The sequence below is a fragment of the Bacteroides sp. An51A genome (assembly GCF_002161565.1).
GTDB classification, from domain to species: domain Bacteria; phylum Bacteroidota; class Bacteroidia; order Bacteroidales; family Bacteroidaceae; genus Phocaeicola; species Phocaeicola intestinalis.
The window spans coordinates 283609-303548 of record NZ_NFIC01000001.1 but is presented as its reverse complement, the minus strand read 5'-3'; the positions used below and the strand labels follow the sequence as shown (position 1 = coordinate 303548).

Sequence of the window (19940 nt, the reverse complement as noted above, 5' to 3'; positions counted from 1 at the left end):
CCATAGAGGAAAAATTAAAGTCTCTGTGTGCTTCGGTTCCTCTATGATGAGCTGTCAGTTCCCGTTTCGTTTCGCTTCGCGTGCCAGGAGTCGGAACACTTCATCCATATCCTTGGCATTGAACATCTCTTTTAATTTTGCCGGTGTGTCGAGTGCTCGGATGCGTCCGTCTACCATCATCGAGATGCGGTCGCAATATTCTGCTTCGTCCATATAGTGTGTGGTGACGAATACCGTGATGCCTTGGTGTGCAGCCTGGTAAATTAGTTCCCAGAACTGGCGGCGAGTGGCAGGGTCTACGCCTCCGGTAGGTTCGTCAAGGAATACCAGCTGGGGGCGATGGAAAATAGCTACAGAGAATGCCAGTCGTTGTTTCCAACCCAAGGGAAGCTCGCGTACCAAGGTGTGGCGACTTTCATACAGTCCAATGCGATGAAGCATCTCCTCGGCGCGAGGCGGTATTTCCTTGTCGGGTACACCGTAGATTCCGGCAAAGAGACGCACGTTTTCCCATACGTTCAAGTCTTCGTAGAGTGAGAATTTCTGGCTCATATATCCGATGCGCCGTTTGATTTCTTCGCTCTGCGTGTATACGTCGAAGCCCATAACTTCAGCATTTCCTCCGGTAGGCAGGCTCAGTCCGCAAAGGATGCGCATGGCAGTGGTCTTGCCGGCTCCGTTGGCTCCTAGGAAGCCGAATATCTCTCCGCTTTTCACTTCGAACGAGATGTGGTCGACTGCCGTAAAATTGCCGAACTGTTTTACCAGTCCGTTGACGCGGATGATGGTTCCGGTTTCGGTAGTATCTATATCGCGTTGCAGGCCGGGCGGGCATAAGATGTTGCGGAAACGGTCGAGAATGACTGCTGGGGTATCGATGCCCCGTATATTTCCTTCTTGTAAAAAGGCAATCCGGTTACAACGTCTGGCTTCGTCCATAAAGGGAGTCGAGACCACGATGGTCATCCCTTGCGTACGGAGCTTAGCCAGTATCTGCCAGAATTCTTTACGTGATACGGGGTCGACTCCTGTTGTCGGTTCGTCCAGGAAAAGTATTTCCGGTGAATGCACCAATGCACAGCAGAGAGCGAGTTTTTGTTTCATTCCTCCCGAAAGGGCTCCTGCCCGTCGGTTGGCGAAGGGGGCTATTTGTTCGTAAATGTCTTTTATTTGTCCGTAATGGGCTTTTACGGTAGTCTGGAAAACGGTGGCGAAGAAATTCAGGTTTTCTTCTACCGTCAGGTCTTGATACAAGGAGAAACGTCCAGGCATATATCCTATACGCTTCCGTATCTCTTTATATTCTTTTCGTACATCGTAACCCATCACCGATGCTGTGCCTGTATCCGCATTCAGAAGGGTAGTCAGAATGCGGAATAACGTGCTTTTCCCTGAACCGTCGGGACCAATCAGTCCGAACAGTTCACCTTGTCCTATCTCAAAAGACACTTCGTGGAGGGCTTTTGTCTTTCCGTAGTATTTGCTGATGCCTTTGACTTCAATCACTTTCATCGGTTTGGAATTTTACTTTGCCATACATGCCCAGTTTGATGATACCGTCATTGCGGACAGCTATCTTTACGGCATATACCTGATTGGCACGTTCATCATCGGTCAGGATAGTTTTGGGGGTGAACTCTGCCTCGTCGGCTATCCAGCTCACGATACCGGCATAAGTTTTCAGGTTGTCGTCGCCGAAATCGGCATATACTTTTGCTTCCATTCCAATACGGACCGATGCAAGTTGTGTAGATGTGATGTAAGCGCGCAGGAAGATGTGTTCGGTATCGGCAATTTTGAACAGTGGCTTTCCTACCGATGCCAGTTCGCCTGGTTCGGCATATTTGGCAAGGACGGTACCGTTGATAGGAGCCACAATGTGACATTTCTGCAGTTGGTCTTCTATCTGCGCCATTTGGATGGCGACTGAAGAACTCTGTTCGTTCAAACTGGCTGTACTATTATATAAGGTAGAGCGTTGGGCTTCGAGTTGGCTTTCCAATACGGCTATCTGCGATTCCCAGTCGTCCAGTTGCTTGCGGTTGGCTGCATTTGCTTTTAACAGGTTCTCTACGCGTGCCCGTTCGCGTTGTGCTGTGGCAAGTTGTTCTTGCAGGGCAGCTATCTGTTTGCGGATGTCGGGCCGCTGGTTGTCTACCGACTTCATATTTGCCTGAAGTTGCAGTTTTTTCAGATAGAGCTGGACAGTGTCGGTCAGCCCTACTTCTTCTCCTTGTTTCAGCCGGACACCTTCTTCTGCATCCAGACGGAACAGTTTGCCGTTGCTTTCGGCAGACACGATAATCTCAGTGGCTTCAAAGGTGCCTGTCGCATCGAAGTCGATGTCCGGATGGCAGGATGCCAGCAGTATGCTTGTCAGTGAGGCAAAAAATAAAGAATAAGTTTTCATACGTTTGAGGTTATGGGTTTATGGTCGGTTGGTTGTTGGTAAGGTGCTGTTGCTGGTATTGGTGCATCAGCAGTTGGATTTCGTGTAACGCTTTGGCTTGTCGGGCAAGGCTTTCAGCGGTTACTTCGCGTAACATTTCAGTCACGCTTAGCGTGCCGTTGGCTACTTTGGCTTCAGCAGATTGCCGGATGTTGCTGCGCAAGCGGATGATTTCGTCATCGTCTTTCATCTGTTTCTGGAGTGCAAGCAGGATGCCGTCTTGTTCAGCCAGTTGCAGTCGGGTATTGAAGAGGAACAGGTCGCGGTTGCTTTCTATCTGCAAGCGGCGGGTATCCAGCTTCCGTTTGTCATTTTTCAGGGTATACAAGTTACCGAAGTTCCACGTGAGACGTGCTCCTACGATGTAATATGCCCGGAATTGGTCTTTCAGAAAGTCCAGTCCAGGATTGCCGTATGCGCCTTGTGCGAAGAGTCCGATGCGGGGCATATAGCCTGCTTGCAGGTTGTGACGTTCCACTTCGAGGCTTTGTACTTGTGCATTATACAGGTCCAGCTCCGGCCGGGCGATACGGAAAGCAGTCTTGTCATCGGGGGAGACAGGGCGTATCAGCTGGGTTTGTTCGTCCAAAGGCTTGCCGGTGAGCAGCGAAAGCATGCGCAGGTAGGCGGTGCGGTTGGCGGTGAGCTGTGTCCGTTGCTGACGGGTGTTGAGGATTTCCACCTGCACGGCATCTACATCGGCATCGTTGGCTATGCCGTTGTCACGATAAGCACGTATGTTTTTCAGGTTGCGTTGCAGGTCTTCTTCAAGCAGGTGGTTCTGTTCCAGTTGTTCGTCTATCAGCAGGATGCCGAAGAATACTTGGTTTACCTGTTCATTCAGGGCGTACATCGTGACGTTCAATTGCCTCCTGCTTTCTTCAGTTTCGGTTTTGACTTGTTCCTTTCTGGCTCGGATGTTGCCTCCGTCCCAGATGTTTTGTGTTACTTCCAACTGTATTTGATATTGGTCTTTGGGCAATCCCTTCATGCCGATGCCGGGGATGTCGAACGGGAAAGTGGTGGCTTCGCTTTGGTAGGATACTTTTCCACTGAGGCTGACTTGGGGCAGGTTGCCGCGGGTTGCATTGTCAAGTGTGTATTGTTCTGACAGGCGGAGCAGGTCGTATTGCCTTGCCAGCGGATAGTTTTGTTGCGCGGCAGCCCGGCACTCGTCCAGGGTCACCTGTCCGAAAGAGGAAAGGCAGAAGCATCCCACCAGCATCAATAAACAGGTTCGTATCATAAGCATGTCGTTTTTTAAGGTTCTTTTTGCAAATATAGATTGTTCTGTTCATATTCAGAAGTTCCATTACTTGTTTCAAATGTTCTATTTGTTTGATTTTGTACTGGCTATCTCCTGTTTTTGCTGTGAATTATTATCTTTGCAGGAGGTAGAGAACATTGGTTTATCTTAAAATTTAGGATATGGAACAGAAAGACTTTTTTTTGCTTGCTTTGCAACAGATACACGATTTTCCTTTTACACGGTGTAATGCGAGTCGTTTCATCACTCCCGAACTGGGTTTTGTGCGTTCGGTAGAGGGGATGGACGAGATTGCGGAGTCAATTCTGATACCGGGAAGACCCTATCGCCTGACAGAAGGACGGATTGTTTATATCCAGTCGGGCTATATCCGGGCTCGTATTAATTTACGTGAAGTGACGGTTTCAGGCGGGCAGCTGATTGTGTCTTCGCCAGGAGCTGTGCTTGAGTTTGAGGAAATGCCTGCGAATATGGATGTGACCATGCTGGCCTTTACTGATGACTTTATGGAAGGTTGGCAAAAAGAGCCTTTGTTGCATGCTTATCTGCAAGGTGGACTTTTTTTTGCTGTCGATTTGGATGAGAAGGAACGAAAGCGGCTGGAAGTGTTTTTGGACCTGATTTGGGAAGTGTTGCACGACGAACCTTTTCCGCGTGACACTGTCCGAAGTCTCATTTCTGCTTTGTTTCGTCAGATAGAAGTATTTTACCATCGCGATGCTGCGGTGGCGCGTCAGGAGCATACCCGGCAGGAAGAAATATTCAACCGGTTCTTGAAACTTGTTAACAGATATGCCGTACATGAGCGGAACATCACTTTTTACGCCGATGAACTGTATTTGAGTCCACGTTACCTGAGTACGCTTATCAAGCAGGTCAGTGGGCGGACGGTGATGGACTGGGTCAATGCTGCGGTGGTACAGGAAGCCAAATTACAACTGCGCCATACCGACAAACTGGTATATCAAATAGCTGATGACTTGAATTTTCCCAATGCTTCGTTCTTCTGCAAGTTTTTCCGTCGGATGACTGGAAAGACACCACATGCTTATCGGGATGAAGACTGAGTGAAATAAAATGCCACAGATTACACCGATTATATAATGAATGAAAAAATCGGTGTAATCTGTGGTGAAAAACAGAGGGCTGCTTTATTTCTTCTTGGCAGCAGGCTCTTCAATGTCAACCAGTTCTACTTCAAAAATCAGTGTAGAGAAGGGTTTGATTTTACCCGTGTTGCGTGAGCCATAGCCCAATTCTTGCGGGATGTAGAGAATCCACTTCGAACCTACCGGCATCATGGTCAGCGCTTCGGTCCATCCTTTGATGACTTGGTCTGCACGGAAGCTGGTCGGTTCTTTGCGTTTGTAAGACGAATCGAATTCTGTACCGTCGATTAACGTGCCTTTGTAGTGTACTTTCACTCTCGATGTCTTTTCGGGTACTTTGCCGTTACCTTCTTTCACAACCTTATATTGTAAGCCGCTCGGAGTAACTTTCACACCTTCCTTGGTCTTGTTGGTGGCAAGGAAGTCTTCGTTCTGTTTCTTGTAGTCGGCATATTTCTCGGCAAGTGCCTTTTCTTTGATGGCATCTACGCGAGTACGTACGTACAGGCTGGCAGAGTCGGCAGAGAAGAGAGATTGTTCTTTCACTGCAGCGATGAATCCGGCAAGGAAGTTTTCTTTCGTCAGGCTTTGTGCAGAGTCACCTTCAAAAATTTGGCCGTTGATGGCATCGAACATCTGACCACTGACTTGTTGTCCGATTTGCATACCCATCAGGTAAGCTCTTTCTTTATCTTCCGTTGTCTTTATGCCTTGTTCGATACCGCGGATGAAATCATCATAATAGGCCGAATCAATCCCCATGCGGCCAAGTGCATAGTCTTGCAGTCCTTGTGTGTTGCTTACACCCATCATGTATGAGAGGGTGTCCACTTCGGTTTTCATGTTGGCTTTCGGTCCTTGTGCGCACGATGCCATGCCTCCAGCGATAGCCAATGCCATTAAAAAAGGAGTCTTTTTCATTTGCTTGATGTTTTTATATTTGTTGTTGATAATTCTTGTTCAGCAGTTTAAGCACTGTCGTAACACACACAGGTAACGTATATTTCCTTCTTCTGATGGACACAGATAAATAATTAAAACTGTGCACGTCTGCTTTTGTCGCCTGTGTGCCGTTAATTATAATACTTCAATCAGCTCCACTTCGAAGATGAGCGTGCTGTGCGGAGGAATCATCTCGCCTGCACCTTGTGCGCCGTAAGCAAGGTCGGACGGGATGTAGAGTTTCCATTTTGCACCTTCCGACATCAGTTGCAGTGCTTCCACCCAACCTTTTATTACTTGGTTCACGCCGAATACGGCAGGTTCGCCCCGCTTGATGGAACTGTCGAATAATGTTCCGTCTATCAAAGTGCCTTCATAGTGGCACCGTACGCGGTCGGTGGCTTTTGGCTTTTTGCCATTGCCTTCCTTGATTACTTCGTATTGCAGGCCGCTGGGAAGGGTCACGATGTTCGGTTTCTTCTTGTTTTCTTCCAAGAAAGTTTTTCCCTTGGCTATGTTTTCCGCATTGGCTTTTTCTTCCAGTTCGGTAAAGAACTTATTGACGATTTCGCGTGCTTCGTTATGCGTAATGGCAGTCTTGTTGCCTTCTAATACGTCTTTTACTGCTTGTGCAAAATCGTTTACGTCGATGCTGCGGGCGCCCATACTCCACAAGTTCTGACCTATGCCTAAGCCAATGGCGTAACTGAATTTATCCATAAAGTCTTTGAGTTAAAAGATATTGTTTTTCTTTAGTCGGCGCAAAGGTATCTTTTTTATTTGAATAAGAGCTTCTGTAAGCGATTAAATTTTCTTATTTTTGTATGGTTAATCGTATGAAGGAGGAACTTGCGTATGAAAAAGTTGGTTATATTGACAGGAGCAGGCATGAGTGCCGAGAGCGGAATCAGTACTTTCCGCGACTCTGGAGGGTTGTGGGAGCAGTATCCCGTAGAACAAGTGGCTACACCCGAAGGCTATCGGGCGAACCCGAAGTTGGTAATAGATTTCTATAACGCGCGGCGTAAGGAACTACAACGCGTGAAGCCCAACCGCGGGCATGAGCTGATAGCCGAATTGGAAAAGGACTTCGACGTGACGGTCATTACACAGAACGTCGACAACTTGCACGAACGGGCAGGAAGCCACCATGTCATTCATCTGCATGGGGAACTGACCAAGGTTACATCGAGCCGGGACCCGAACAATCCGGCATACATCAAAGAGTTGAAGCCCGAAGAATGGGAAGTGAAGATGGGCGACCTGGCCGCCGACGGCTCCCAGCTCCGTCCGTTCATCGTGTGGTTCGGCGAGGCGGTGCCGATGATAGAAACCGCCATCGGATACGCCGAGCAAGCCGATATATTCGTCATTATCGGCACTTCGCTCAATGTGTATCCTGCGGCCGGACTGCTCAATTATGTGCCGTCTCGTGTACCGGTGTACCTTATCGACCCGAAAGAAGTCACCATTGTTTCGGGCAGGAAGGTGCATGTTATCCGCAAGGGAGCTTCGGAAGGAATGGAAGAATTAAAAAATATGTTATTAAAAGAACGGTGATAAACAAATCTTCCCTATATTTGTTCCATCATATAAAAGAACATTATAGCTAACTTAAAACAATTGGACGTATGAAAAAGTACATTTGCACCGTATGTGATTGGGAATACGATCCCGCTAAAGGTGATCCCGATAACGGCATCGCTCCGGGCACAGCATTCGAAGACCTGCCCGAAGATTGGGTTTGCCCGGTTTGTGGAGTAGGAAAAGAAGATTTCCAACCGGTAGAGGAGTAAATTCCTTTAGAGGTTAGAAAAGCCGAAAGCCGGCCTGCGTAGCGTAATGCTTGCAGGCCGGCTTCCCTGGTTTCGGGGCTACGGAAACCGATGCAACCGGATGCCCAACCGGAGCCAATAATAGTTTTAGGCAGTTTTAATATACTGAAACTTTGGTTTTAATGCACTGAAACTACAGTTTTAGTGCTATTATACTTCTGAAGAAACTGCCTTGTGTTGTCATTCCTTATCATTCCCTGTGTTTTTTTACCGGTATTCGTATAGCTTCACATGCAGGATTTGGAAGTTGTCCACTCCGATGCGTGCGTGCCGTCCTTGGTGATCTTGATCGCCATTATAGCGCCGGATGAAGTTCAGGCTCCCGTCTTCGTTTACGCTGACTTCGTCTACCGAGCCGATGCCGATGCGTTTTTCATTCTTCCACCGGGCGGCAGACGCTTGACGGCCCTCGCCTTCCAATACGAATCCGTCTTCGCCTAACTTGGCTTGCGCCGTGCTCAAAGCGGCTTCTTCTTTGCTTTTAAATTCGACCACGATGCCGCTTCCGGCTATCAGGTATTCGTCTTCAGCCATCCGGATGACCAGTCCTCCTCCTTCCGGCCATACACTTCCATCGGTGGCACGTGAATCCCACGGCAAGGTAAAGAAGTGCTTACATATTAATAATGTGTTATCCCATGCAAGGGTGCGTTCTTTCTCGGTTTGGTCGAAAAGTAAGCCTTTCATGGCTCCCTGCCCCTGGTAACGGGTGATGAGAGGCATCAGTTCTTTCAGCTTGAGGTAGCTTTGGGTCAACTGGTAACTGGGACGGTCGGGCGCGTCTTCTATGGAGAACGGGCTGAAACCGATGCCGTCGTGCTCGCCGAATACATAAAAGGCACGCACACCATCATTAGGCTCCAGACGGATTTCAGGTATAAAAAGCGGGTTGTTGTGCAGCTTATATTGTGCGGTCCAGCCGGTAAACCCTTTGTCGTAGAGGTCGGGAGCCAGCAGGTCAATGCCCGGAGCGGCACAATGCCAGATATCGATGAGATGAGCCAGCGGTCCTGCCGACGGATATTCACCGGGTTTGCGCCCGCGACTATTCATGGCGGCATTGACATACATAGGCAAGTTGTACGCTTCCCGTCCGCACTGAATCATACGTTCCACATACGTGGCATAGTGCCATGCCATAAAGATTTCATCGGTATACAGGTCGGTGCCGAACACCTTCTGCCAGTTTCCTTCGGTCTTTCCTCCCGCTTTTTGCCATTTTTCTGCCAGCCACGGGTGGAGCGTCTTTTTGTTCTTTACCAGGTAATCGGCCAACTCTTCAGGGATGGCTGATTGGAACAGGCGGTTGGCTTCTTCCGAATAGTCGCGTGCGCTTTCCAGCATACCGATTTCGTTTTCTACCTGTACCATGATGACGGTATGTTTGTCCCCGTCGGTTTCGGAAAGATGCCGCATGAACGCTTTGAAAGCCTTGCTATCCGCCTGGAATACATTGTCCGAGAAAGGACTGGCTATCTCCAGCGGCTTACCCGTCTGGGTCCGTACGCGCGGATACTTCTTGTAGTCTTGCTTGAACCATAGCGGGGCATAGCAACTCATGGAGTTTTTCCATGCACCGAACCATAGGAAAACAAGCCGTAGACCGTTTGCACGGGCTTGGTGGATGGTATGGTCTATCAAAGAGAAATCGAATGCCCCCTCTTCGGGCTCTATCAAGTCCCAGTAAGCAGGCACCAGTACCGTATTCAGCCCGGTGCGTTTCAGCTTAGGAAAAATACGGTCGATGTCTTGCAGGGAAGAAGCCGAAGAGTTTCCCAATTCTCCTCCCAAGATGAGGTACGGACGGTTGTCTACCATGAGTTGAGTAGCCGAACCGTGTTTTTGCCAATGTGGCATTTGTTGCGCAAGCACCGGAAGCAGCCCGATGAGACTTGCCAAAAAAAGAGTGATGAATCGATTTTTCATGTGTGTCGGTTTAGGTGATTGACTTAATGATACGGAAGCAAAGATAAACAAAAAAGCAAAGTCGTTTCGTGTTTTTTCTTTCGGAATCATGTTGTTCGGCATAAGATGTTCGATTTATGACAATATATGTAACATTTAACGCCGTTTAACACAAAAGATGTAACATGCATAGTAAAAGATGTAACATAAGGGAAAAACAAAGTGAACATAATCATTTAAATTTGCCTCAAAGCAAGTGCGGAATTCGGCCGTACGTTGGACGCAACGAAGGCCGGTTCCGTATTCTATGCCTCTATGTTAAACATAAAAATGTTAAGTCATGAGAAACACTAATTGTTCAAAAACCTTTGGACTGTTGTTTCTGCTATGCCTTCTCCCTGTATGGGCATTGGCACAAACGATAACAGTAAAAGGTGTTGTGAAAGATCCTACAGGGCAAACGGTCATTGGTGCCAGTGTATTGCAGAAAGGTACGTCGAACGGAACGATTACCGATTTTGAGGGTAGCTTTACGTTGGAAGTTCCTTCGGATGCAGTGCTTACTATTTCTTTTGTGGGTTATAAGACCCAAGAAATCAAAATTGCAGGAAAAACTTCATTGAATGTTACATTGGAGGAAGACGCCCAGATGCTGGATAACGTTATTGTGGTAGGTTATGGTACCCAGAAGAAGGAAGACTTGACTTCGGCGATTGCGACATTGAGTCCGAAAGAAGTTTTGAAGTCACCGGGTGGCATTACAGATGCGTTACAAGGTAGTACGGCAGGTGTAAACGTGTCGGGTGGCAAGATTCGTATTCGTGGTACGGCTTCTATTACAGGTAGCACCGATCCGTTATGGGTAGTAGATGGCATTATCGATGCTTCAGGCAATATCCCCAATGATGATGAAATCGAGTCTATTCAGGTGTTGAAAGATGCAGCATCATGTGCGATTTATGGTGTGCGTGGCGCGAACGGTGTTATTTTGGTTACGACCAAGAAAGGCAAAGAAGGTAAACCTCGCATCAGTTTCAATGCCTATGCCGGTTTTGGTTCGCCTACAAAGAAAGTGGAAATGTTGAATGCATATGATTATGGTATTTATGTGAATGAGCTTTATTACAATTCTTCTTCGGCGGCCAGTATCGCTGACGGTACTTGGAACCAGATTGTACCGACCGGTGTAGCTACCCCGAGTACTCCAATGGCTGATACGGACTGGTGGAATGAATATTTCTGCAATACAAATTATCAGAAATATGATGTATCTGTAAGTGGTGGCAGTAAATATGCAAATTACCGTATTGGTGCTACGCATACGGATAATGATGATCAGATGCATAAGAATGATGCGAAAGTGGATAATATCTATGCTAATGTAGAAGGAACTATCGGTCGTCTTACTTATGGTGGGCGTATTTTCGCTAATTATAGCCGTACAAATGGTTTTACAGGTGCTTCTTTGATGAATATGTTGCTTACTTCGCCCAATTTGCCCGTTTATAACGAAGATGGGACGTTTTTCCATACAGGAAACAATGGACGTGATGGGAACGATATGGCAAATCAAGCATGGTATTTGCACAATCAGCGTTTGCGTAACCGTTCGGTAAGCACAATGGGTAGTATTTTCGGTGAAATCAAGATATTTGACTGGCTGAAATACAGACTTACTTATACATATTCGTATGCGCGTAATAATGATGCTACAATCGTTCCCAAATATGACTTGGGTACGGCAAACGCCCGACAAGATTACAATTCACAGACTACAACAAAAGGAGGAAGTGGCCATGAGGTGATTGAAAACTTGCTTACTTTCGACAAAACATTTAATGATATCCATTCGCTTTCGGGTGTGGTTGGTATCGTATCTGAAAAGTTTGAAGGTTTTTCTACAGCTATTACCGGCCGTAGTAATGAATATAGTGGATTTGGTATCGAAAGTCGTTATCCAGACAGTCAAATCATTACCAGCTCACAATATAACGAGGCTTATTTTTCTTATCTTGCTCGTGTGATGTATTCGTACAACAGCAAATATATGATTACTGCAAACTTCCGTGCAGATGAGTCATCTAAGTTTGCTGAAGGAAACCGCTGGGGATATTTCCCCTCATTCTCAATAGGCTGGAGAGTCAGTGAAGAAAAATGGATGAAAGATGCCACTTCGCATTGGCTGGATAATCTGAAAATCCGTGCAACATTAGGATGGATTGGTAGTGCCAATGCTGTGGGACGCTATGATTATCAGTCGGTTGTGGAAACCGATAACCGTTATTATACGTTTGGTCCCGGGCAGATTAATCCTGACGGAAGTGTATCCAATGCACCTGCACCTTTGATTGAGAATTTTGCAAATCCGGACTTGTCATGGGAAACTACACGTGATGCAGGAGTTGGCTTTGATTTGGATATGTTTCATAATAAACTGAGTTTTGTATTCGATTATTATAATCGTAAAACTACAGATATGCTTTTGGCTGTCCAGCTTCCTCGTTCTACCGGTAATATCAATACGGTATATATGAATGTAGGTAGCATGACCAACTGGGGTATTGAGCTTGCAGCTACTTATCGCGAGAAAATCGGTGATTTCAGTTTTACCATTTCTCCTAACTTTTCGCTTTATCGGAATAAGGTGACCAGCCTGGGAAGCAATCAATCTCTTGCAGGAGGTAGTTCATCTACTGGAAATGTGACTATGACCGTAGCGGGGAGACCTGTAGCACAATTTTGGGGCTATAAGACAGATGGATTGTTCAGAACTGATGAAGAAGCCGCCAATTATGTCAATGACAAAGGCGTACGCCTGCAAGAGTCAGCTAGTGCCGGTGATATAAAGTATGTGGACTTGAATGGAGACGGAGTGATTTCGGATGATGACAAGACCTTTATAGGTTCTTCATTGCCTGATTGTTCATTTGGTTTGAATATTACGGCAGAATATAAAGGTTTTGATTTTTCTATGTTGTGGCAAGGAGATTTCGGTAACCAAATTTATAATAACTGGAAAACAGAATTAATGGGTGGTTATGCAGCTAAGAATCAAATGCTTGATATGGGTGATCGTTTCCGAGCTCATGACGTTACATTTACCACAGCTGGAGGTGAAACCATCACGTTACCTGCCAATACTAATACAGATGTGGCACGTGCTGTATTGAACGATCCTAACGGAAATCATACAAAAGCATCTGATTATTTTATTGAAAATGGTTCTTATTTCCGTTGCAACCGCATTACGTTGGGATATACCTTTGATAAGAATTTGCTTTCAAAGATTCATATCGAATCGTTACGGCTTTATATGGGTGTCAAGAATCCGTTTACCATTACAGGTTATTCTATGTTTGATCCGCAAGTTCCGAATGGAGGTTCAACTTTGAATCGTGGTGTGGATGGTGCTTACTATTATTCAGGAGATACATATTGGGCGACTCGTGAATTTTTTGCTGGTATCCAGTTGACATTCTAACACATAACAATTAAATAGCAAAATTATGAAACGTTTGAAAATTTATATAGGAGCGTGTCTGGGAAGTGTTTTGTTTACTTTAAGTTCTTGTGAACCGGAAATGGAGTTTACTAATCCTTCGGCAGATAGCGAATTGAATTATTATAATACGAAGGAACATCTGACATATGCTGTCAATGGTGCGTATAACATGTTGCAGCGTGCTGGAGGCTGGGCACGATGGATGCCGTTTATGTTGAATGCACGGAGCGATGAATATGCTTTTACAAGTGGTGCGGCTGCCGGTGAACCGGAAACTGCACGATTGTCCCAATACACGGTGAATGCTGATTTGGGAAGCCTTTCAACGACTTTCCAAGATATGTATACATTGCAGTATGCTGCTAATCTTGCTTTGGAGAAATTGGCTGCAAATCAAGATGGTGCATTCGATTTGAATAATACGGAGGATAAGAATTTGTATGACCGTCTGCGTGGCGAAGCTATTTTCCTTCGTGGGTTAAGCCGTTTTTATTTGGTTTATTTCTTTGGAGATCAAATCCCAGACCGTGATTATGTAACTACTGGTGGTGCTGATTATTCATTGCCTCCAGCTGAATCAGGACAGATTTATCAGCGTATGGTCAAGGATTTTCAGGATGCTTCTGAATTGTTGACAGCTTGGAATTATGAGGGGACAAATGATGAAGGACGTGCTACGAAAGGATCCGCCTTGGCATTCTTGGCAAAATGTTATATGGGACGTCCTATCCTTGACGGAACGGCGAAGGCTGGTGATGCCGATTGGACTTCGGCAAAAGCTGTTTTGGAACAAATCATCAATTCTGGTGCGTATGGATTGATGGATAATTATCGTGATAATGCCACTGAGGATAATGAAAATAATAAGGAATCGATGTTTGAAGTGCAGTTTTGTCAAAGTACCGAAACACAAGGTTTTAATCCTGCAGCTCCAGGCGACCTTAACAGCTGGGTCGTGACAGGGCAAAATACAATCCGCGAACTTGAATTGTCTGCCCCCAACTCTACCGAATGTGGACGCTGGTGGAACGGAATGCCATCTCTTGCCTTGTATAATGAGTTTGAACGGGATTCTGAAGGCAAAATTATTGACCCGCGTGCTTATTTGGGTATGTATATTCCTGATGGATGTAAATTTTTAGGCAAGTCAGGAAAGTGGCTTCCTTATGAAGAACTGTTCTCTGGTGGAACCTTTGATGCTTGGCGTGGTAAGTGGTTTGGATGCCGTAAATATAGTTTGGACAAAGTTCGTTCTGTAGAACAAAGTGGTATCAATGACCGACTGATTCGTTATGCGGATATCTTGTTGATGTACGCTGAATGTTGTCTGGAAACAGGTGATGAAGCAACAGCAAAAAATTATATCCAACTGGTTCGCAATCGTGCGAATAATAACACGGTTGCACTTAATACGACCGAAGCTGATGCCGGTATGTCTTATTTGGAAGGAGGGAAATTGCCTACAGTTGACGAATTGATTGCTAATCATCCTGTTGTAGGAAGGGTTGTAGGTAATAATGGTTCTGTCATTTGTGAAGGTATGGAAATAAACACAGTTCGTCGTGCACTGAAACATGAATATTCGGTTGAGTTGTACTGGGAAGGCTGGCGTTTCTTTAATTTGATGCGTTGGTATAATAACCCCAATGATCCGGATCGTGAAAGGATGTTGGACAATTTGATTAATAAGAATGCAGCCCAAGTGGAACAGACAAGTTTGACAGGTACGGCAACGTTTAATTATGAACGGAATCTGTATCTTCCTATTCCGTCAACAGAATTGACTACGAATCCTAATATGCACGGAAATGCAGCCAATTGAGTTTGAATAATAATAATTGTGCTTTTCAGTAAAACCTCTGCCGGAGCTGCTCGTGAGAGTCTGTCTGGCAGAGGTTTATTTTATCTTGGAATGTCTTTACTTGTCCGTTCCGCCTATATGGGGACATGGTTACGTCGCATAGAATGACAACGGGAAAGCCCTCAATTCGCTTAGGAACATTTGATTTTGCATCATTGTTGTATAATGTTTGTAAGTGATTGTATTTATCGGATGAAATTAAGATATACTATGGAGCGGTATGGATTTGTGCATTTAGCTGATGTCATCGTTCCTGTATGCTGTATCCGTTCCGTTCGCCGTGCATTACTAAACTGTATGTGTTATTATCTTCGTCTGGTGTAAGATTAATAATCTTACAGCGGATGGGGCTATCATCCGCGACTTTTCCGGCCGTGAAGTAAGTGATGAGGCTTTAAAGCGAATTATTAGTGCGGCGTTCAAGGCACCGGCCAACGACCATTTACGGCAATTCGAGTTTGTCGTGGTGCGTGGACAGGAGAATATAGCCAAGGTCATTGCTCCGTTGGCAAAGAACATGGCAGCATTCAAGAAGCTGGTTGCAGAGGTGGACGAATCGGGCGATAAAGACAAAATGGCGATGTTTGCCGATGCCTTGCCCAAGCAAAAAAACATCGGTACAGAAGAGCGGATACATTTGAACGCGTGGTAAGAAATTGGGTATCTGGATGCTTTTATGAAAAATCTCCCTCTCTCAAGGGAAAAGCCCAAGAAAGAGGGAGATTATCATTATTATGAAAAAAATGTATTCACTTATTTTTCTTTACGAGGCTGGGGTTTGTGCTCTCGTTTCGGATGATTGGGCTTTTCTTCAGCCATTCCTTCTGGTTTTGGCATCAATACCTTGTGTGACAATTTGAACTTGCCGGTTTTCGGGTCGATATCCAGCAGTTTTACTTCAATTTCATCACCTTCTTTCAGTCCGGATTCTTCGATGGTTTCCAAACGTTTCCAGCTGATTTCCGAGATGTGCAGCAAACCGTCTTTTCCCGGAAGGAATTCGACAAATGCTCCATAAGGCATGATGGAACGTACCTTTCCTGTGTATACCTCACCTATTTCGGGGATGGCAACGATGCTCTTAATCATGCGTACGGCATCATCGATGGATTTCTTGTTCAAGCCGGCAATTTCGATGCGTCCTACGCCATCTGTTTCTTCGATGCTGATAGTGGCACCTGTCTCTTCCTGCATACCTTGGATGATCTTTCCGCCCGGGCCGATTACCGCTCCGATGAATTCTTTCGGAATCGTCATGGTTTCGATGCGCGGTGCGTTCGGTTTCAGTTCCGGACGAGGTTCGGCAATGCATTCGGTCAGTTTGCCTAAGATGTATTCGCGGCCCTCTTTGGCTTGCAACAATGCTTTTTCCAAAATGTCGTAGGTCAGTCCGTCGCACTTGATATCCATTTGGGTAGCAGTGATACCGTTTTTCGTACCGGTTACCTTGAAGTCCATGTCACCCAGATGGTCCTCATCTCCTAAGATGTCTGACAGGATGGCGTATTTGTCTTCTCCGGCGTTCTTGATCAATCCCATTGCAATACCTGATACCGGATTCTTGATAGGTACACCTGCATCCATCAGGGCAAGTGTTCCGGCACATACTGTAGCCATAGAAGAAGAACCGTTTGATTCGAGGATGTCGGAAACTACGCGGACACAATAAGGATAGTCGGCAGGAATCTGCCCTTTCAGTGCACGCCATGCCAAGTGTCCGTGTCCGATTTCACGACGGCCTACACCGCGTTGTGCTTTGGCTTCGCCTGTAGAGAAAGGCGGGAAGTTATAGTGTAGCAGGAAGCGTTCTTTGTGCTGGTCGAGTACATCATCGACGATTTTCTCGTCAGCTTTTGTACCCAATGTGACAGTACTGAGTGACTGGGTTTCTCCGCGTGTAAAGATAGATGAGCCATGTGGGTAGGGAAGTGGGCTTACTTCGCACCAGATGGGGCGGATGTCGGTCGTCTTACGTCCGTCCAGACGTTTGCCTTCATCGAGGATGCAACGGCGCATCGCTTCTTTTTCCACATCGTGATAATAGCGGTCAATCATCGGACCCTTTTCTTCCAGTTCCTCTTCGCTGAACTGGGCCTTGAATTCATCGCAGATTGCTGTAAAGGCTGCCTCGCGTTCATGTTTGTTTTTGTTGCCCGATTCGGCGATGGCGTATGCCTTGGCGTAACAAGCTTCGTGAACCGCCTTGCGCAGGTCTTCGTCGTTTTCTTCGTGGCAATATTCGCGTTTTACGGTAGAACCGACTTCTTCCATCAGTTCCATCTGTGCCTTGCAATGTACTTTGATGGCTTCGTGTGCGGCTTTCAGGGCTTCCAGCAAGTCTTGTTCGCTTACTTCGTTCATTTCACCTTCCACCATCATGATGTTCTCGTACGTAGCGGCTACCATCAGGTCCATATCTGCCTGCTCCAGTTGCTCGAAAGTCGGGTCGATAACGAACTTGCCGTTGATACGTGCTACACGTACTTCCGAGATTGGTCCGCCGAACGGGATATCCGATACGGCAAGCGCAGCCGATGCGGCAAGTCCAGCCAATGCATCGGGCATATCGACGCCGTCGGCAGAGAACAGAATGATGTTCACGTAAACTTCGGCATGGAAGTTGTCGGGGAACAACGGACGCAAGGCGCGGTCTACAAGGCGGCAGGTAAGGATTTCATAGTCTGATGCCTTGCCTTCGCGTTTAGTGAAACCGCCAGGAAAACGTCCGAACGCAGAATATTTCTCTTTGTACTCTACCTGAAGCGGCATGAAATCTGTACCGGGAACTGCATCTTTTGCTGCACAAACAGTAGCCAACAACACGGTGTTACCCATGCGCAGCGTAACAGCACCATCTGCCTGTTTTGCCAGCTTTCCCGTTTCGAGCGTGATGGTTCTGCCATCAGGAAGCTCGATCGTCTTAACAATAGGATTGATCATAAATAATGTTTTAATATAATTTTCGACTATAAATCGCGCAAAGATACGAATAATCTTGCAGTAATTGGGTGAAGATGAGGCAAAACTTTTACACTTCGCCTGTTTTTATGCTATTTTATGCCTTTCCCTCCGGATATACATGCTCAGCCCGATGCAGGCGGTTGCGCGTGCCGCCGCAAGCGGTTGCCCCTCTCCGGCACCGTAAAGCATCAGGAAGCAGGCTTTTAAGCCTTTCGTGCGTTAAAGTTCTTTTTTTCGTACAAGAACTTTTTCGAAAAGCTTTGTGAAACCATGAAAAGCCGTATCTTTGCACTCCGAAGTAAAACAGGTTTTTAGAATGAAAAGAAATGCTTATATCGCCGCAGCTCTGTTGTTGGCAGGCATTACCGCCTGCAACAACGAGCCTGCTTTTACCGTTGAAGGTGAAATAACCGACGCGGCCGACAAAATGTTGTATTTGGAACAGACCGGACTGGAACGCATCGTTCCGCTTGATTCTATCAAACTGGATGAAGAAGGAGGGTTCAGCTTCTCCGTTGCTCGTCCGGATGCTCCCGATTACTATCGTTTGCGCATTGATAACAAGGTGATTAATTTTGCCGTTGATTCTACCGAAGCGGTGAAAGTGCATGCCGGTTTGGGCAATTTTGCTACAGGATATGAGATAGAAGGTTCGGAAAACAATACCAAGATAAAGGAGCTGGTATTGCTTCAGGCTGGCTTGCAGGAGCGTGTCAACCGCGTGGCGCGGTCGGGGCTGCCCATCGGCATAGCCCAAGACAGTATACAGAAGATTGTGACGGCCTATAAGGATACGGTGAAGCACAAGTATATTTTTGCCGGCCCTAACAAGTCATACGCTTATTTCGCTTTGTTCCAGGAATTGAACGGGTATATGATTTTCGATCCGCTTACCAGTAAGGAGGATGTAAAATGCTTTGCGGCGGTAGCTACGAGCATGAACAATATGTATCCTCATGCCGACCGTTCGCGCAACCTGTATAACATGGTAATAAAAGGGATGAAGAATACACGTGCGCCGCAAGTGAAACCCTTGGAGATTCCGATGGACAAGGTGGAGGAAACCTCGATTATTGACATTCCCTTGCGTGATGAGAATGGGAACCTGCATCACTTGACCGACCTGAAAGGCAAAGTGGTGCTAATCGACTTCACGGTGTATGGAGCATCCGAGTCGGGTGCACGTAATTTATTGTTGCGCGAAGTATATAATAAGTATAAGGAGCAAGGGCTGGAGATTTATCAGATTTCGCTGGATACTGATGAGCATTTCTGGAAAACAGCAGCAGATAATTTGCCATGGATTTGCGTGCGTGACCCTCAAGGTCCGTATTCAACGTTTCTTCGTCTGTATGGAGTATCCCAGTTGCCGGCAAGTTTCCTGGTCAACCGGAGCAACGAGTTGAGTTTGAGGATAGGAGCTGATACTGATTTGGACGCGGAGATTAAGAAATTATTATAACATGTTGCAAAGCATGTGAAAATACAGTGCTCCAACACTTGACTGGTATTATAAAAAGATTTACCTTTGTCGCAAATCAACATAGGAAGGGTTCCGATACGTAATTATGTATCGGAATTCTTTTTTGTTTTATAAGTAAGAATATAAACGAAAAATTAAAGGAGGAAAACATTATGGCTTATATGTCAGAAGAAGGTTATCAGAAACTGGTGGCCGAATTGAAACATCTGGAAGCAGTGGAACGCCCTAAAGTGGTGGCGGCTATTGCCGAGGCACGTGATAAAGGAGACTTGTCGGAAAATGCTGAATATGATGCAGCAAAAGAGGCTCAGGCTATGCTGGAAATGAAAATCAATCAGTTGAAGGCTACTATCGGCGATGCTAAAATCATTGACACATCGAAACTGAAGGCGGATACTGTGCAGATTCTGAGCCGTGTGGAACTGAAGAATGTGAAGACAGGTATGAAAATGGCATACACTATCGTGTCGGAAACAGAAGCCAACCTGAAGCAGGGGAAGATTTCGGTCAATACACCGATTGCACAAGGCTTGCTGGGCAAGAAAGTGGGTGATGTGGCTGAAATAACCATTCCACAGGGGAAAATCAGTCTGGAAGTAACAGGAATTTCATTTTAACGGTAAGGC

General features: G+C 46.2%; 14 protein-coding genes and 1 pseudogene. 8 read left to right on the top strand and 7 right to left on the bottom strand.

From position 1 onward, the window contains the following. Nucleotides 1–54 precede the first annotated feature (54 nt). From B5G04_RS01140 to B5G04_RS01130, 3 genes are read right to left on the bottom strand one after another with little or no spacing between them, the layout of a single operon-like run. Nucleotides 55–1512, bottom strand: coding sequence for an ATP-binding cassette domain-containing protein (locus B5G04_RS01140; RefSeq protein WP_087395253.1), 1458 nt, complete (start codon nucleotides 1510–1512; stop codon nucleotides 55–57). Further along, complete coding sequence (locus B5G04_RS01135; RefSeq protein ID WP_022038841.1) at nucleotides 1499–2410, bottom strand: HlyD family efflux transporter periplasmic adaptor subunit; 912 nt, start codon at nucleotides 2408–2410, stop codon at nucleotides 1499–1501. Before B5G04_RS01135 ends, B5G04_RS01140 begins: the two co-directional genes overlap by 14 nt. A gap of 10 nt (nucleotides 2411–2420) precedes the next feature. Further along, nucleotides 2421–3695 (bottom strand): TolC family protein, encoded by a 1275-nt coding sequence (locus B5G04_RS01130; protein WP_239413997.1) that lies wholly within the window; start codon nucleotides 3693–3695, stop codon nucleotides 2421–2423. A gap of 182 nt (nucleotides 3696–3877) precedes the next feature. Between B5G04_RS01130 and B5G04_RS01125 the strand changes: the two genes are divergently transcribed. After that, nucleotides 3878–4783: a helix-turn-helix transcriptional regulator gene (locus B5G04_RS01125; RefSeq protein WP_022038839.1), complete on the top strand. Its 906-nt coding sequence runs from the start codon at nucleotides 3878–3880 to the stop codon at nucleotides 4781–4783. An 84-nt stretch (nucleotides 4784–4867) separates the two neighbouring features. Here the strand turns inward: B5G04_RS01125 and B5G04_RS01120 are convergent, their stop codons facing one another. Both B5G04_RS01120 and B5G04_RS01115 read right to left on the bottom strand, forming a co-directional pair. Next, complete coding sequence (locus B5G04_RS01120; protein WP_022038838.1) at nucleotides 4868–5746, bottom strand: FKBP-type peptidyl-prolyl cis-trans isomerase; 879 nt, start codon at nucleotides 5744–5746, stop codon at nucleotides 4868–4870. 156 nt (nucleotides 5747–5902) lie between these two features. Continuing rightward, on the bottom strand, nucleotides 5903–6487 hold the full coding sequence (locus B5G04_RS01115) for an FKBP-type peptidyl-prolyl cis-trans isomerase (protein WP_022038837.1): 585 nt from the start codon (nucleotides 6485–6487) through the stop codon (nucleotides 5903–5905). Nucleotides 6488–6622: 135 nt separating this feature from the next. Here B5G04_RS01115 and B5G04_RS01110 point away from each other — a divergent pair, with 135 nt between their 5' ends. Next, complete coding sequence (locus tag B5G04_RS01110) at nucleotides 6623–7327, top strand: NAD-dependent deacylase (protein ID WP_022038836.1); 705 nt, start codon at nucleotides 6623–6625, stop codon at nucleotides 7325–7327. A gap of 71 nt (nucleotides 7328–7398) precedes the next feature. Continuing rightward, the gene (gene rd, locus B5G04_RS01105) at nucleotides 7399–7563 is read left to right on the top strand and encodes a rubredoxin (protein ID WP_022038835.1); all 165 of its coding nucleotides are present in this window, start codon (nucleotides 7399–7401) and stop codon (nucleotides 7561–7563) included. A gap of 246 nt (nucleotides 7564–7809) precedes the next feature. Here the strand turns inward: rd and B5G04_RS01100 are convergent, their stop codons facing one another. After that, nucleotides 7810–9528 carry a DUF5597 domain-containing protein gene (locus B5G04_RS01100; RefSeq protein WP_087395792.1) on the bottom strand — a complete coding sequence of 573 codons (1719 nt, stop codon included), beginning with the start codon at nucleotides 9526–9528 and terminating at the stop codon, nucleotides 7810–7812. Between the two features lie 319 nt (nucleotides 9529–9847). On the opposite strand from B5G04_RS01100, the gene B5G04_RS01095 reads away from it, so the two are divergent. From B5G04_RS01095 to B5G04_RS01085, 3 genes and pseudogenes are all read left to right on the top strand, one after another. Beyond that, the gene (locus tag B5G04_RS01095) at nucleotides 9848–12988 is read left to right on the top strand and encodes a TonB-dependent receptor (protein WP_087395249.1); all 3141 of its coding nucleotides are present in this window, start codon (nucleotides 9848–9850) and stop codon (nucleotides 12986–12988) included. 25 nt (nucleotides 12989–13013) lie between these two features. Then, nucleotides 13014–14831 (top strand): RagB/SusD family nutrient uptake outer membrane protein, encoded by a 1818-nt coding sequence (locus B5G04_RS01090; protein WP_022038832.1) that lies wholly within the window; start codon nucleotides 13014–13016, stop codon nucleotides 14829–14831. Nucleotides 14832–15195: 364 nt separating this feature from the next. Continuing rightward, nucleotides 15196–15480: pseudogene (locus tag B5G04_RS01085) on the top strand (nitroreductase family protein); the annotation flags it as partial. Nucleotides 15481–15623: 143 nt separating this feature from the next. On the opposite strand, the gene pnp reads toward B5G04_RS01085, so the two are convergent. Continuing rightward, nucleotides 15624–17810 carry a polyribonucleotide nucleotidyltransferase gene (gene pnp / locus B5G04_RS01080; protein WP_022039824.1) on the bottom strand — a complete coding sequence of 729 codons (2187 nt, stop codon included), beginning with the start codon at nucleotides 17808–17810 and terminating at the stop codon, nucleotides 15624–15626. Between the two features lie 337 nt (nucleotides 17811–18147). Between pnp and B5G04_RS01075 the strand changes: the two genes are divergently transcribed. Further along, the gene (locus B5G04_RS01075; protein WP_087250441.1) at nucleotides 18148–19293 is read left to right on the top strand and encodes a TlpA disulfide reductase family protein; all 1146 of its coding nucleotides are present in this window, start codon (nucleotides 18148–18150) and stop codon (nucleotides 19291–19293) included. A 173-nt stretch (nucleotides 19294–19466) separates the two neighbouring features. Further along, on the top strand, nucleotides 19467–19931 hold the full coding sequence (gene greA, locus B5G04_RS01070) for a transcription elongation factor GreA (RefSeq protein ID WP_022039826.1): 465 nt from the start codon (nucleotides 19467–19469) through the stop codon (nucleotides 19929–19931). Nucleotides 19932–19940: the final 9 nt, after the last annotated feature.